7 protein-coding genes are annotated in these 16,940 nt (G+C 39.5%); all 7 read right to left on the bottom strand.

Going from position 1 to position 16,940, the window contains the following annotated elements:
- Nucleotides 1-525: 525 nt before the first annotated feature.
- On the bottom strand, nt 526-933 hold the full coding sequence (locus ABDV71_RS03260) for a hypothetical protein (protein ID WP_343530991.1): 408 nt from the start codon (nt 931-933) through the stop codon (nt 526-528).
- A gap of 178 nt (nt 934-1,111) precedes the next feature.
- Nucleotides 1,112-1,432, bottom strand: coding sequence for a hypothetical protein (locus ABDV71_RS03255; protein WP_343530990.1), 321 nt, complete (start codon nt 1,430-1,432; stop codon nt 1,112-1,114).
- Nucleotides 1,429-3,318, bottom strand: coding sequence for a hypothetical protein (locus ABDV71_RS03250; protein WP_343530989.1), 1,890 nt, complete (start codon nt 3,316-3,318; stop codon nt 1,429-1,431). Before ABDV71_RS03250 ends, ABDV71_RS03255 begins: the two co-directional genes overlap by 4 nt.
- 205 nt (nt 3,319-3,523) lie before the next feature.
- Nucleotides 3,524-5,329 (bottom strand): hypothetical protein, encoded by a 1,806-nt coding sequence (locus ABDV71_RS03245; RefSeq protein WP_343530988.1) that lies wholly within the window; start codon nt 5,327-5,329, stop codon nt 3,524-3,526.
- Between the two features lie 182 nt (nt 5,330-5,511).
- On the bottom strand, nt 5,512-7,137 hold the full coding sequence (locus ABDV71_RS03240) for a hypothetical protein (RefSeq protein WP_343530987.1): 1,626 nt from the start codon (nt 7,135-7,137) through the stop codon (nt 5,512-5,514).
- A gap of 168 nt (nt 7,138-7,305) precedes the next feature.
- The gene (locus ABDV71_RS03235) at nt 7,306-7,863 is read right to left on the bottom strand and encodes a hypothetical protein (protein ID WP_343530986.1); all 558 of its coding nucleotides are present in this window, start codon (nt 7,861-7,863) and stop codon (nt 7,306-7,308) included.
- The gene (locus ABDV71_RS03230; protein WP_343530985.1) at nt 7,835-16,924 is read right to left on the bottom strand and encodes an RHS repeat-associated core domain-containing protein; all 9,090 of its coding nucleotides are present in this window, start codon (nt 16,922-16,924) and stop codon (nt 7,835-7,837) included. The genes ABDV71_RS03235 and ABDV71_RS03230 overlap by 29 nt, the downstream gene beginning before the upstream one ends.
- Nucleotides 16,925-16,940 lie beyond the last annotated feature (16 nt).

Raw genomic sequence — 16,940 nt, 5'->3', positions numbered from 1 at the left:
GACTCGGCTTGGGCTTTGGTTACGCCAACTCAAAATAACTGCTAATAGCCACAAGTCACCCAAAACAAAACTACAAGCACAAGACTTGCACCAAGTTGGGGGCCTGCGTAGATTGGCTAGAGGGAGTTTATAGATTTTTAGTTAGATTTCTCAGAAAAACTAATATGCTTGGTCTTAAGTTATCATCATTTTTCTTAGTACCAACCAATTCCATTTTTTCAAATCTAACCTCCTTCAAAATATCGATTTTACTATTATATATCAATGTGTCCCTTAATTTAATTGGCTTTATTTTCTCAGTTGGATAGGCCGTAAACTCCTTAACGGTGTCCTTCTCAAACTTCCAAATATTTGAAGATTCAATTGCAAAATTAGGATATCTCCAAGGTAGATAGGTATCATAAATGATTTTCTTCTTTATTTCAACGGTGTATATACTATACGGGTGGCTCAATACAGAATCATGAATGCTAACTGAGTCATCAATACCTTCATATAAAAAGAAAGTAAATGTATCTTTATTAGCTAAAAAAAATTAGGTTCTTGGCCATAAAAAAATATGAATCCCAAAACTTGGTCTCCTTGCAAGAGATAATATACCTCACTTTCTTTGCTCCTTTTTTTATCAACCTTCTTCTTTAGCTCTGAAAAATACTTTACCCTATAACACTTAAAATTTTGCTGGGCGAACGCCTTAATTAATGGTAAATCCTGACCTTTTGTATAAGAAATTTTGAGTAAAAGAAATATGGTTAATAGATATTTCATAATATAATTAAGGCTTTTCTCTTTTTCATTTTTATTTTCTAAAGGTATAAATTCAAATGGCTTGCTCCCAATGCCATTTAACTTAAGATTTTTTACTGTGCCCCCTAGTGCAGCTCTTAGCGCCAGAGGAAAGAGCCAAGGCCCGACTTGGGGTTTGTTTTCCAACAGATTAAACAAAGTAATTGCTAAAAGGCACAAATAGGAGCAATGAAAAACATCTTCATGATAATGGTTTGCAGATATTTATAGAAGTATTTCTAAAATTCTTATTGAATATATACGATGTAAACCGTCAATGTTTTAAAAATCCCCAATCTTTATCAGATTGAGGATTTATAGCCGTTTAGTTCTTTTTTGTCAACGCAGCTTTTCGGTAATCTTTATAGGTTTGTTCGCCCAACAAAACCCTTAAAGAGCTATCTCTGGTGTTTTTCAATTTTTCTATCTGCTTTCTTCTCTCTCTATGATCCTGTACAGGCTGTTGTAGCAAGGTTTTCATTTCCTGACCATACTGTTTGTGTATTGCCGTTACTTTAGCTTGTTGTTCTGTGCTAAGCATGGCAAAAGCAGCGGGAGTAGTTCCGTTTTCGTTTTTCTTCTTTTTTTGAGCCTGAATCCCTAGGCTAACTAGGGCAAGTAAGATGATCAATAGTTGCTTTTTCATTTCTCGTTGCTTTTTTGGTTTATGAGCTTCTCTAATTGCTCTGCTAATTTGTCTACTTTCTGGTTAGTTTCGGTCAACTGTTTATCTTTCTCTATGAGGTGCAGGGTAAGTTCTTCTATTTTTTTCAATAGCAGCTTATTCATTTCGCCCAGTTCCAAACCGTTCTGTGCCACTTCCTTTGCCGAAGGCACTTCGGGAAGGTGTTTGTGCTGTTTCACAAAGGTCGAGATTTCGGCTAGGGACATGGGCTTATAGCTTTCCTCAAAAACATAATCGGGCCAGTTGGCAGTTGGCTCTACCTTCACTTCCCTTGCCCTAATCTTTCCGTTTACGGAGAGTTTCTCTTTGGGTATAAGGGTGCCTATACCTACATTGCCATCCGTACGTAGGGTCATTACATCATTCCAATAACCAGCAGTAAGGATTAAATCGTGTTGACTCTCGGTACCAATTTTACCCGCGTAACTTGTATGAGCAAACATCCCTACTTTAATGCCAGAGCTTTCAGTTACCAACAATTTTGCATGTTGATTTCCATGTACCTGTAATACCTTGTTCCAACCTTGAATATTATCTACTACCGTGGTTCCAATACCCACATTACCATCTGGATTGATCTTTACACTGTTATTTGCAGCGTTATTTAAATCGAGAACCTGTCCCAAGGTGGTAAACTCGTTATTATTTATAGCATTAACCCCTTTTACTGGTGTATAAAAAGTGACACTTGCACTTGGCTTATCAATAATAAAAACCCTTCTAAAATCATTTGGGTTAACGATCGCCCTCATGTCCAAAGTATTGGTATCAAACGCTGTTAACATGAAGTCGAGATAAAAGGTACTTTGCGGATGCACTATTCCTAAGTCTTTAGCATAAATCCTTGGGGTTTGCATAAAAGTAGCCCCACGTATAGCACCATTTACATCTAATTTAAACATGTTTTCAGTAAAATCATTCCAATAACCCAATTTCATATTTCCATTGTTGCCAATAAAAAAACGCGAATTACCACTTCCGTCAGCCATTAGAATACTATTATTTAATGTCGCATTTAGAGAATTATATTGTCTACCAATTACCACATTTCCAGAACCTGTAGTAATGCCGTTACCAGCGCTATTGCCAATAAAGAGGTTATTATCTCCTGTGGTAATGGTATTACCAGCCAAATAGCCAATACCTATGTTGCTATTGCCTGTAGCATTTTTTAACACTTGATGTCCTAATGCCGTGTTTTCTCTTCCGTCAGCATTGCTATATAACGCCTGATAGCCTATAGCAGTGTTTTGTCCATTAACTACCGTTCCATCAAGTATGGCTAATGCTGTGGCTCCTCCAAAAGAAACGTTGACGGTAGGGGGTGTGCCATAGACGTTCCGCTTATAATTATCTGAATAATAAATATTTAGCTGGTTATTCTCATCAATGTATGATTGGATATAAACGTTAGTTGATGATGTCATTGGACTTAATGTAGTTGCTGGTGCATAACCTGAGCCACTTTGATCGCTATAAACCTCATACAGGTATTTCCCATCATTGTCTATAGCAAAGAAATATAATTGCAATGTTGCTCCGCTACCATGCCCACCAATTATTGAAGGCATAAATCCATTTAAATCAACTGAACTTCTAAATAACCCATCTATTGAAAGGCCATTATCTCCAACCCACATATATAAATAATCCCAAGTGCCTTGGTAACTACCAAAGTCAATAGTAGGCCTACTGTAGCTCCCTTGGGTTATAATATTAATTTCCTTGATGGTGTATTTAGGTTCGATACTACTTGACAAAGCACCTGTGCCAAGCACAGTATTTTCCTGTGCCCATAGCGAACTGCTGCCCAATAGGCATAGCAGCAGAGCGATAATTTTTTTCATGAAAAGAGATTAGTTTAAATGGTTTAAGCAACGAAGATAATCAACGTATTAAACTTTAACAACACGTTTTTAACATTCAAAAAAACAGGATTTTACAGCATCCCAAAGCATCAAGAAAGACCAGTTAACTGAAACCATCTAACTCATTCTAATCATAGAAATGCTTCAAATTAGAAATAGCTTACTGCTTTTACTCGATTAAACCTTAATTGCTAGGTTTAACCTTTTTCGAATGCTGTTGCTTCAGTTCGGCCATCATCTTTTTAATTAGTTCATCCTGTTCCTCGTTCTTCTTATTCTGGTCAATTAACAATAAGGTGAGTTCTTCTATCTTTTTCAACAAAATCTTGTTCATCTCACCCAGTTCCAAACCATTCTGTGCTACCTCTTTCGCCGAAGGCACTTCGGGCAGATGCTTATATTGCCTTACAAAGGCCGAAATCTCCGCTAAGGACATGGGCTTATAGCTTTCTTCAAAAACATAATCGGGCCAGTTGGCAGTTGGTTCTACCTTCACTTCTCTTGCCCTGATCTTTCCATTTACGGCCAATTTCTCCTGTGGGTCCGTTATTCCAATGCCTACATTGCCGCCATTCTTAATTACAAGTAAATCTACCGTACTAGAACCCTGGAAACGATGAATAGGAACATCGCCCCATGTAATAAATGATCTGTAAAGGGTACCAAGGCCGCTAGCATCTGCTCCAATTGTCTGATATGTACTGCCATCCGCATATCTGACACCAAATGATTGCGCAATAATTTGATCTGTGGTTACTCTGTTAATTTCACGTGCTTGTCCCAACGTCACAAACTCGTTATTGTTTACCGCATTAACCCCTTTTACCGGAGCGTAAAAAGTCATGCTTGCGCTTGGTTTGTCTACGCTAAAAACATGGGGATAGTTATTTGCATCAACTACGGCTCTTAACTGTAAGGTGTTAGGATCAGCTGAAGCAAACAAAAAATCATGATAAAAACCACTTTGTGGGTGTACAAACGACAAGTCTTTAGCATATACTCTTCCCGTGCGAATAGCCCCACTGACATCTAATTTAATATTATTAGCAGGAATGGTAAAATTAGTTCCATAACCTACTTTCATAGTTCCATTGTCTCCTACAAAAATTTTCGGATTACCACTTCCGTCAGCTATTAGGACGCTACCATTGAAGTCGCTGTTTAATGGCGTATACGGGTTTCCTCCAATCACTACATTTGCAGAACCAGTAGTAATACCTCTCCCGGCATTATTACCAATGAATATATTACTACTGCCTGTTGTTAAAGTACTCCCAGCCAAATAACCCAAACCTATATTGTTATTTCCTGTGGCCGTTTGTAGCGCTTGATGCCCCAAAGCGGTATTTTCTCTTCCCTTAACGCTGCTATATAAAGCCCGATAACCTATGGCGGTGTTTTGTGAATTGACAGCCGTACCTTCTAATACAGCCATAGCTATAGCTCCTCCAAAGGAAATATTAACCGTGGGTGGTGCGCTGTAGATATTGGACTTAATATAATCTACATAGTAAATTTTCAGCAAGCTATTTTCATCAATAACAGTGACGAGATAAATACTACTTGATGTTAGTGGACTAATAGTGGTAATGGGTGCATATCCTGAACCTCCGTTATCAAAAACAACGCCATATACATAGTTGCCATCATCGTCAATGCCATAATAATATAATTGCACAGTAGCGCCAGTGCCGTGCCCTCCTACTACTGTAGGCACAAACCCTGCAAGGTCGTCTGCTGTTCTAATTTCTCCCTCCATCCAAAGTTGGTCACCAACTTCAAAGGTCAAATAGTTCCATTCCACTTGGTGGCCCCCAAAATTGATAGTAGGCCTGCTGTAGCTTCCCGGATTGGTAATTGCAATTTCTTTGATGGCATATTTAGGTGCTTCAATCTGTGATAAGGCACCTGTGCCGAGCACCGTATTTTCCTGTGCCCATAGCAAACTGCTACCCAATAGACATAGCAGCAGAGCGATCATTTTTTTCATGAAAAGAGATTAGTTTAAATGGTTTTAAGTAGTGAATAAATTATAATGTTAAACTTTAACAAGTTGATTTCTATATTTAAAATAGGTTTTGATGGTCAATAAAGGCTTTCTTTAATGCAAGTCTTAGTGTCTGCATAGATCATGGTTTGAGTTTAGTTTAATTGCACCAGCTTTAAACAAAGTTATTCTACGTCCAATACGCCAATCATTTCTTTAGATCCATTAATGGCATAAAGGGCTAATTTATGGTCGCTCAGCTTTATAGAGGCATTAATAGCAGCTAAAAACTCGCTTTGTTTTTTATCCAACAAGGTTATTCTTGATAAATTACCTTGTGAGTCTATCACGGCCATGGTCAAATTTGCGTCCACCCTCCCAAAAATTTTTCTACCACCTACTCCCAATTTGGTCTTTTTAGGCTTACTTCTTATCTCCTGTTTTAAATTGTCATCATTATCATTATAAAAAACAAGCAACTTATCTTTGTAAACTAGAGTATTAAAACTCGACAAATGCTCTAGATCTGCAACATTCTGCAGTTTCGGAATTCTGGTGATGATTTTTGTACCATTGGCCTTAAGGTTAATATCTATAATATCCCCATGATAAATATCACTATAAAATCTTACAGTCCCCTTATTAGTAGAAAGACCCGCAGAAGGGCCGATAGAAGAAACCATAGAAGGGCCTGTAGGGGTACTTGCGCTCTGGTAAAATTCTAACAAAAAATCCTGGTCTCCGTTTGCTCTTGTCTCCATCTTCACAAACTTGAAGAAAGGGCTCAAACCACCTTCTTTTTTACTTTTACTACCTTGTTCGTCCCTTTCCAAAGTTTCAAGCAGGCCGCTTTCAAACTCGCCCGTTATGGTGGTGGTTGCTTTAAAATTACTCGTATTTACTTGAACCGTAAAATAACCGTTGATGTTTCCTTCGGGCTTTTGTTGATACAATCCAAACAATGTTGATTCGTCGTTTTGCTGTTTAGCAAAGGCTAAGGAATGAATAAATTTATCGCCAGTATTTAGGGACAGTTCTTTGGGCGTGTCCCCATCCTTGGCATACCATAATAGTTTTGTACTGTAGGTTGGTACTTTCTTGCCATCTTTTGTCGTCTGCTCCTTATCTGTTCCCTGATCAAAGTGTTTGATCAAAAGCATCACTTTTCCATCGTTGGTTACTTTCTGATCTAACAGCACAGCTTTACCTTTTTGTTGTAGGTCTATGGTTTTGTCCCAAAGCTTTTTCATGTTTTCATCATAAACACCCAGGTAACATTTTCCCGTTTCGGATTTACTGGCAAAACTTGTTAACAAAATCTTTGTGGAGTCTTCAGATAGCTGATAGCTCAGCGTAGGCCTTTCCGACTTCTTTTCAACGATAAGTGTGGTCAACTGAGCATTCTCGCCCCTATTTTTTAAAGACTGTATTTCTACAGGCTGGCAATAATAAGTAAGGCCTTTAGCTGCCTTGTTGTAGGTATTGGTAAAAAAATAGAGGTTGCCTTTAACCTGAATTTGTCCATCTAGCTCAACACCTTTCCCTGCGGCACTGAAGGTTTCTTTGCCCATTTCTTTAAGTTGCTTATTGTAACGGGCAAACACGTGTTTAAAAGCAATATCATTTCCAAATATAAGATCTGATTGCGGAACGAGGCTTAGCTTTAAGAGTTGGTTTTCGCTGCCACTAAACAAAGTATTATGAGCAGCATCAATCCTATATGCTGCACTCCAAGATAGCGTTACCTTTTGGGCATAAGTAAACGAGATTACCGCAGAGGCAAGTAATGAAAACGTAATTTTTTTGAGCATGATGGTTTTTAAAAGATTTAAAATAAAATTACCTAAAAAGCAAAAGCATTGTTACACTCATGCTTGCGCTAGAAGGAGCTTCAAAACAAAGTAATTATTCACAGGCACAAGTCGCCCAACGCTAAACCACACGCACAAGACTGTGCGCCAAGGTTGGACAATTTTACGTTACTTTAAACAAGTTTTCCAAAGAGAAGATGGTGAAATAAAATAGGGTCTTGGCTTTTCAATTATTAAATTGTCAATATCTTCTTTATTGGGAAGTAATAATAAAGCTTTCTCGAAAAGCAATTCTTTCTTACTTGATTGTATTAAGGAAATGCCAGACTTATCATCATCACATTCTTCAACTAAAAATAGTCTCTCTTTATCTATCAAGAGCCATTGATATGAGTCATCACTTTCATCATCTATTAGAACTTCGTCATCTACGTATAATGAAACCTGCTTCCCGAATAATAAATTATTATACATTTTTAATTCTAATATACTCTCTTTGTCCTGTACATAAACATTCAGTTCAAAATCAAATTCTGAAATAGTATTAAAATCTCTACTTTCAAATCGTAATTTTAAAAGCCCGGGGCTCAATAAGGAACCTATATTTTCGCTCGTAACATCGAAAAGAACACTTAACATTTCTTTTATATAAGACGGTTTTTTTTTTCTCTTTAGAAAACATACAAAATGGAACATATCAATGGCTTTTAATAAAATCTCTTGCAAATTGAGCATCTTGAGAAGAAATTCCTGCTCCCTTTAGAGCATCATTTTGCTTATTTAAAGGTACCGTTTTAATTAATTGGATGGCTTTTATTTGCCCCCTTGTAATATCGGTAAATTCAGGAGCGCCCCCACTTAAAGGATATAGAGTAGCGCCTTCATTTTTCAAACCGTATAGACGCCCATTAATAGAAACACTACCTTCGCTTGTCCTTGTAAAATTGCCAGAATTATAAGCCGCTACGTCGGCGTCTAAAATAGTTTTTGGAGCCAATGTAGAAGGTTTAGTGATGCCAGACGCAATGTGATCAGAGTTCATATAGTGTCGTGAATTTATCTGTGCCTGTTGTTCTGGAATTGTATTAGGTTTGGATGAAAGGCGCCTACCTCTGAACCCTCTTGAAAAAAGGCTTCCAGCAAGCCCTTGAATAAATGCAGTTTTACCTTTTGAGATTTCAATTTCACTGCTCATATCATCAACAATTGTATTTACACTAGGTAGTTTATCATATGAAACATTATAGGTTGCTTGAACCTCAGCTGAAATTGGAGGTATGAGTACATGTTCCGTAGTATTGAAACTTACGATATGCTCTTTGTAAGGGTTTTTAACTTTTTCCCAAAACTGAAATCCAAAAGCAGTATTACCTAATTCGGGCTTCCAAGTCCATTCAGAGAAATTTTCTATCGAAGTTAGTTTTACAAGTGGCAAACCTTCTTTATTAAAACTCAACGTATAGTGGTACTTTTCCAACCCATCCAAATCAATTGCTTGTATAGGTGTATTACTTGCGAACTGATATGGGGTAAGTTCTGGATAACTACTCGTTATCGGATCCACACTCAAGAACCTTCCAATTCTAGGATCATAAATACGCATGCCATAATCCTGTTGGTTGCCTTCCCCTTTTACCTCATTATCATTCTCCTTACCGTTAAATCCATAACGGTAATTACCAAAGTTAACATTACGGCCTGGCATTTGGCTACCAAAAGCATAGTAATCATTTGCATTTATTATTTCAGCTTCATACCCTCCCCCTGCAACAGGCACTCGTTTATCGGTAATTACAGCCATTACATTGCCTAAATGGTTGCTCAGTTCATAATTTTTACCCCCAATATTGTTCCATAACTCACTAGCGCTAGTACTAGCACCCATCAACATGTTTGGTCGCCATAGCCCTAAACGGCTACTGCCATAAAGCTGCTGTTCTTTCCAATGCAGGGTATTGGCTTCCGAATCCTTATCATAAACCGCCAAGGTATTACCTTGTGCGTCTCGCACATAATAAGTGGTTAAAAGCCCAACATTTTTACTTGCTCTATTACCTGTAGCATCATATTGGTAACTGATGTTACCTGTGGCTTTGGATATTTGTTTGATCTTGCCATAAACATTCCAATCAATATTGCTAATGCCTGCTTTGCTGTCGCCTGTTAAATTTCCAATGGCATCATAAGTATAATTGGTTCCGCCTCTAAACTCGCCAGTTTCCACACTACTAACATTGTCATCGGTTACATTGTTCAATCTGTTGTTTAACTTGCGTCCATTAGCATCAAGGCTATAGCTATAGGTTAAATTGTCCATATTGCTGCCACCTTGCTTATTACGGCTTAATGCCAAAATATTGCCATTCGCATCGTAACTAAAATCTTCGCTATAGGCCGTACCAAGGCTAATGGCATTCCAATTACCCGTACTGCTACCTAATGCATGTTGGCGGAAACGTTTCAATCGGTTTAAATGATCATAAGCATAGGTATAGCCTACCGGCGCACCAAGCTGATCAATGGCGTACATAGCATTACTAATATTACCGTTAAACAAATCTTTACCGCTAACATCGCTAGTGGTTGGTGTGTAACTTCGTACAAAAGCATTGGTAGATGAGCCAATAGCTGTATAATCGCCATTATAATAGCCCAAAGAGAAAGCAAAAGCATCTCTACCTATATTGGCCCCATCGCTACCCATATCAGTAGGAGCAGAAAGCGCCTGTCCGTTCACGCCCTTTAGCCAGCCTTGTAGGGTATAGGCATAATCAATACCCTGCACTTTACCTTCATCACTACCCAGCTCTAACCTGGCCAATGGCCCATGCAGGTAATAAAAATATTCGGCATCTTTACGGCCATGATCGGCAGAAGTGATGGCACTTCCAAAACCTATAGGCCTTATAGATGCCCTAATACCACTCCAAGCTTCGGTCAGGCGGTTTTCGGCATCGTACTTGTATTGGTAAAAGAACTGATCAGCTTTATCTTTTTGGTAAGCTAAAAAGTTTACCTTTCCACTGATCAGATCATATTCATAATCGAGGGTTTTGGTTTCGCCCAATCCATTAAGACTTTGATAAAGCCTTTTAACATTTCCAGCAATATCGTAGCTATAATAAGTACCATTTACGTTGGCACTTGGTGTTTCTTTATAAACGCTTGCCGTTACCCTGGTACGCGGGTTTTCCTGATCGCCAGGGCTTCCAGACGGAGCTTCGTCATAGTAGGTGCTGGTAATTTCTGTTTTGGTACTAGCTCCTGTATTATCGGCCACCAAGATTGCCAAACTGCTCATTTGGGTATCATTTAAGAAACCACCTGTAGCAGGTAGGGCATTGGTATTGGTCAATTGTCCAACTTCTACAATTCTGCCAAGCTTGTCATAATCAGTATAACTTAATTTATTATTGGATGCTTGTTTGGCATTTCTTGAAGCCAATAGCCTGCTTAAAGGATCATACCAGAACAAGCTCTCACCTGCGTCGGGAGTTTGTTGTTTAATTACCTGCCCTGTACTGTTGTAGGCATAATAGGTTACCATTTGGTGCTTAGGATAAAGCTCCTTAAACGGGTTTTCTTGGGTACTATTAGGATCAATAGTGGTTGGCCCACCAGCAGCAGGAATATTGAAACGGTACCAAGAAGCATAGTCGGTGGCTGAGGTATGCGGCATTAGACAGCTACTGCCGGCATTAGCCTTAATTTCGGCAGCACTAAGCATACGGCTGTAGGTACGCAGGTGCTTCAGTTTGCTAATGTCTTCGTTAAGTGTTGGCGGATTGCCGGCAATTTCCCAGCCACAAGTTGGGGCGGTGTTATCTAAAGTCAGCAGCGAACCATTAAACCATAGCTGCATACCTGTTTGTGCCTGCATGTTACTGCCTTGTAGCACCACGTGGTTCCATGGCATAATGTTTCCAATACTTCCCGAGTAATACTTGGTATTGGTAATGACAATATTGCCACTGCCGCTATTTGGATCTAGGGTAGATAGGGCTACGCTCAGTTTACCTTCAGAAATACAGTAATTTAAGATATAATGCTTGTTCACTTGGATGAGCGTTTGCGCTCCATTGGCATTGGCTTGGTACATCCATAGCTCGGTAGCACCAGCAGTGCCTCCCAGTACACTTTGCAAACTATTTTTAACGTTGGCTAAAGGCAATTCTGTAGTTGGCCCAGTATAGGTGCAATTAGGGTTTTTATTGTGACGGCTAGCAGCCACTTGTTGGGTTTCGCCAGCGCTTAGCACGCGTACACCCTCAGGCGGCACGGTACGTACCAGGTTGTCGGCCTGATCGTAATAGTATAGGGTATAGTGATATATTTTTTGCTGAGTTTTTAAGGTCACCTCTATTTCAGGGGCTGCGCAATTGCTTACATAGGCCTGTAAAAACAGTTTGCGCTCTTCGGCAACAAGCATACGGTATTCTTCCAGGGCATTGTATACCAATGGCGATAATCTAGAAGTAATGCATTGTGCCACATCTGGATAAAGGGTATCAAACGGACGCTTATTGATGAGCAGTTTATCGGCATCGTCAACAACCTCATTTTCATAATTCCTATAATCGGCAAAACCCATGGTGAAACCCCACTTATGGTTCAAATAGGTACTTAAAGCTTCTTCATAACGCTCTCTATCTGCTTCGCTTAAAGTGGTTAGATCATTAGGTAGGCCAACTATTTCAGCTTTAAAGGCATTTACTGCATTCTGATATTCCTGATGGGTTACATAACCTTTTGGCTCGAAAAAAACAGGAAGGGCAACGTCAAACTTAAGTACCCCGTAACAATTACTGCTATTGCAATTGTCAACCAAGTCTGTAAGTTCGGCCAAATCAAGGGTCATGGCATTTCCAAACTTAGTTTTAAGCGCTTGGTAGAAAGCCATGGTGGTGGTTGGATTGCCTACCAATTGTCTAATTTGCGTTATCCGTGCACAAAGGTTATCACTGGCATCATTGGTTCGGCTAACCGTGGCGGCAGTATGCCTAGGCTGCATGTCATAAGGATAAGGTGAACTTGCCAACCAAGGATTAAAACCTAGGGTAAATTGATTATTTGGGGCAACGGCCTTTAATGCGCCGTAAAATGAATTGCTTGCATTAAGCCCATTAGCGGCATCGGCCGTAGTATTGGCACCTTCTGGGTGTTTAAAATCAAAAGCTGCCATGCCAATGGTAAGTAATTGGCTACGCAATGCGCTAGGGTTATCAGGAGCGGGACTCAGCTTAGCAATAAACCCGTCAATTTGCTGTCCCAAGGTTTCCTGTGCATTGGCATAGGCCTTACCTTGTGTTTCTGCAGAAAGGTTATCAGAATATTGGGTTGCATTTCCGGTAATCTCATCTATTCTTGGAAACACTGGTGTTTTTTTGGCCAACAAAGGGTTACAAGGCGATGTACTTGGCACCCAATATGGTTTCACGGTCGTTTCTACATGAAACTGATGTATTCCGCGTCTAACATTATAAGTCTGATCTTCAAGGAAGAATACTCCCGTATTGGTCACAGGATTCATCATCACTTCTACTTCTTCAGTGGTATAACCTGTAGGAGGAGTATAATAAGTCATGATCACTTTCACTATGTAGGGACTACTTTCTCCAAATTTTACACCCACGTTAGGCCTAACCAAATAATTTACGCCCGTATACACAGGAGGGTCATTTGGATTGTAATTGAATTCTAAATACGGGGTAATGTGAAAATGGGTTTCTGCAGCCGTTGGTTGAGAAATGTTGTACGGTTTCTCGATATCCATTTTCAACTTAGTATTGGTATAATGTTGGCGATCATTTTTGGTAACGGCCCAAAAATTCACATAAGGTGGTGGTGTTGCCGTATAATAGTCGGGATCACCAAGCTGAGTAACAACGCGGTACTTATCATAACTATAAGGAAATCTATCAAAGATGTAGGAAATCCCAAAATCTCCCCGATCATCCACTCGTTCTACATATTTATGATCACCCAAAGCCCCCGTAAAAAAGCTGTAATAAACTTCTTCATATTCTCCATCCACGAAATGGCTTAAAATTAGAACATTATCGGAAATACTCTCAATATGGAAACTTTCTCCTTCAACAGTCAGCATATCGGTATCTTCATCAAAAGACCAAGTACCACTGGCTACATCATTTTCAACAAAACTACCATCGGTATTAAATTTACTTCTAAAGGGCAACCAACCATACCTCGAAGTGCTTTGGAAATACCAAGTACCTGCAGTAAGCAAGGCTCTGTAATTTGGCTGCGGAGTAATACACGCAGATTTTATACTCACCGCCTCTACTGGAATATCAGCAGGCAAACACAAATATTGGCTGCCATTTTGCAAATCCAACAACAGGTGCCTATTACCTGTATACTCATATTCAGATGCTATTTGTAAATACACGTTTCGCTGCCCTGTTTGTGCACCTTTATAGCTGATCTTGATGATATTTTCACTGCAATTAATAGGAGGGCTAACCAATGGGTCTATTTGATATTTTTCGATCAAAAACTCCGAAGCAGGCAAACAACCATCGGCTTGATTTAATTTTGGAGCCATGGGTGGTACACCTATAGGACAGGCATTACCACAAAGCATTTCGTAATACTTTTGGTAATATTTTTCCTTCAGGCTAAAATAGAACTCTTTATAGTTTTGCCACTCGCGTTCATCTACCCTACAGTTGTTGGGCACGGTACAGGTTGTATTCCAAAGGGTAACATTCTCAGCTCCTGTTTGGTTGCAATAGGTAACATAATCTACATATTCCGTTAAGTTACGGTGTATTAATGGTACCTGGTTAACCTCCTCTGGAAATTTAAGGGTAATATGGCTATAGTCTTGCAATTCTTCTATCATTTCTGGATACAATCCAAAAACAAAAAATGGGTCGATCTGCATTAACCAGCCCGGGTTGCTACGGTCATAGCCCGTTCCGTTGTTCAGTAATTTAATATCATCATTTGTGAGGATGTTTTCCTGAATACGTCGGTCCCATTTAAGATAAGGCTGCATGACACTTTCGCACTGTTGTAATTTGCAATATTCTGGGTGGTATACCAGGAAAAGATTCGCCCATTCGGGCTTCCAATATTTCACCAGGTAGGCAAGACTAAAAGCCTTATGATAAGGCGCAATAGCCTCTCCTATTTCTGCTACATAAACCTTATTTTTTTCATATTCCTCATCGCCTGGAACTTTTCCATCTTTTGGAAAAACTTTTCTCCAAGCTTCTTCATAATCTACAGTTTTAGCCAATGCGTTGAGTGATATTTCAAGGGCCGTATAATCTGTTTTAAAAAGTGCATATTGTCCGCCTGGGCTAACATCTACCAGCATTTTGTTCTTATAGGTTTCACAAGGGGAAACTGCTACGGAATCTTTACATTGCTGCTTTAAATTATTGCAGGCTGTCTTAAGTGCGTTGTATTTGGTGGTTAGTAGGCTATTTAAATCTGCTAGTTCCGCTACATTCAATGAATCGGCATTAAATCCTAATTCGGCCAGCGATTTTTTAACGGTGGCAATAAACTCAAAGCTTTCTCCTAGTAATTGATCACAGGTATTACATTCATTGTAGCAATTACGCAGATCTACCGTTTCCAAATACTTTTTAACAATTTTAAACCTACTTTCGATAGCGCCTGCATCCTGCGCTTTTTGAATAAAGTCATCAGCAAACTTCAAAATAACCCCTCTATCCATAGCTAAGGTAAAAGTAATGAAGTACTCGCCTTCTGCTAAAGAAATAGAAGGTGTTATGCTTCCCCTTTTACGACCATTATTAAGGGGTAAAAACTGATCAGAACCAATGGTGACAAGATTATTTGCATTGTCGTAAACAGACCGACCACAGTTATCGGTAATATTGATATGTAATTTGTAATAGGCGTTGCTTTGTAAAGAATAGTTCTTTCTTTGGTACTGGGATATCAATTGTTCAATATCATATTCCATTAAGCCTTGGCCTACAATAGATGATACATAAGTAGTACTGCCAATGATCTTGAGCGAGCTTTGATCAAGGTTAAACATGGCTGTATTAAGCAATACCGCAGCGGGTGAAGATACGGCTGGAACTGCCGAAAGCGTATCCTGAGAAGTTGGTGCGTCACCCGTAAGAGCAGTTGCAACGGTTTTTCCTGCGGCATTTACATAGCTAATGCTTAAGCTTCCGTTGGGGTCCACTACCATGTTTTTAAGATAGCGTTCGGCCAAACCTGCATCGCTACCAAAAATGCGGTCAAGCTCCCACTGTTCTGGCTTGCCGTAAAAGTATTTGGTAGTTTTACTTTGGTTTGTACCTGCTGGTTGAAACATACTACCTACCCCCCCTTGCAATCTGATCCTGCCGGTAGGATCATTGGTATACTGGGTAACTGCAAATGGGTAACCATCTGCGTTAGGGATATATCGATGTTTACCCACATTGGCCAGTTCATTGGCCGCCGAAAAATAACGTGAAGCCCCAGCTCCCGTACTCATTGCCGAAGGAAGCGGTTCGCAGTTGGTAAAGTTTAGATCAGCATCACTATAAATAGCATTGCTGCTGTTCTTATTTAGGGCCGGAAAATATTTTAACGTTTTATCAACGGCGTTTGAAGAAACAATAGGAGCAGGTAAAATACTTGCTGTGGTACGCCCATAGGCATCGTAAATGCTCTCCTGTACAACAGCAGTCTCGTCCGAATTGTTCACGGTAACTGTTTGTCTATTGCGTAGGGAACCATCAAAATAACTGATTACCTCTTTTTTCTTCCCTTCCTCTGCATAAGTTGAATTGTACTGCCAATTCAATTTGGGCTCATGCCAGGTACTCCCGATGTTCCATATGGCATATTGGGCACTTGAACCTGAACCAGTCTTATAGCTCCAAGCTCCCGTTTCATTGCGTATTCCCGTAGTGGCATCATAGTTTATTGCCCTGATCCTAATAAGGATATATTTAGCATTATAAATAAGCGGTATACTATAACTATTCCCCTGAATAGTTATCCTAGCGGCATTATTTCTAAAAATATCGGCTAATTCACCACTAACCGGCTCTCCATGAACAGCAATTTCGTTAATGAGCACGCTTAGTTCTGCACCTTCGTCTAAAACCGCCCATTCAACATCATATTCTTCTGAAGGCTCAACAACACTCCACTGCAAATTCAGGGTAGAAGTAATAGAGCCTGTCGTTGGCGTAGTTCCTACACTACCTCGCATTTCATTAAATGCCTGTATAGTACCAGACAGAACAAAAGGAAAAGTAGTACTTTGTATATAAAATCTGTCCACTACTACTGTGGCGCCCAACTCCAATTTATAAGGAAGCTGGCTACCAAATTGTGGGCTGCTAATGCCATTAATGGTTACTTTTACTTCGTAGGCACCCTCTGCACCAGTCATGTAATATACGTCTTCTGCTTTGTAGGTTGCACCTACTCCCGGAACATAGCTGATCTGAAGTTTTTTTGAGGGAATGATATGGGGCGAGCTCTCTGTTGGGCTTTGATAATATTCTATTCTAACATCTACTTCACAAGAAAAAGCTTGAGACATGGCCTCATCGCCAACTAAGCGCAGGTAAACACTATTTTTAACACTTTTATTTTGAATGCTGGACCAAACAAAATTGGGGTTTTTAAACTTTTCATCCTTTACCTCAACAATGTCGCCAGTGGCCAACATCCCCTTTTTTTGGTTAACAGTGGTTTCAATCCCGGCATAAGCTACGTTTGAAGCCAGTATTCCAAAGCAAATAAATATGAAAAAGCGCTGTAAAAATTTACTCATATTAAAATATCTTGTA

This window comes from Pedobacter sp. (assembly GCF_039594775.1).
Taxonomy (GTDB): domain Bacteria; phylum Bacteroidota; class Bacteroidia; order Sphingobacteriales; family Sphingobacteriaceae; genus Pedobacter.
This window is presented reverse-complemented; position numbering and strand designations above follow the sequence as displayed.

What these genes read in the sequence shown, in the direction of transcription:
- ABDV71_RS03255 (WP_343530990.1), bottom strand. Translation starts at nt 1,432, where the DNA reads ATGAAAAAGCAACTATTGATCATCTTACTTGCCCTAGTTAGCCTAGGG.
- ABDV71_RS03250 (WP_343530989.1), bottom strand. Translation starts at nt 3,318, where the DNA reads ATGAAAAAAATTATCGCTCTGCTGCTATGCCTATTGGGCAGCAGTTCG.
- ABDV71_RS03245 (WP_343530988.1), bottom strand. Translation starts at nt 5,329, where the DNA reads ATGAAAAAAATGATCGCTCTGCTGCTATGTCTATTGGGTAGCAGTTTG.
- ABDV71_RS03240 (WP_343530987.1), bottom strand. Translation starts at nt 7,137, where the DNA reads ATGCTCAAAAAAATTACGTTTTCATTACTTGCCTCTGCGGTAATCTCG.
- ABDV71_RS03230 (WP_343530985.1), bottom strand. Translation starts at nt 16,924, where the DNA reads ATGAGTAAATTTTTACAGCGCTTTTTCATATTTATTTGCTTTGGAATA.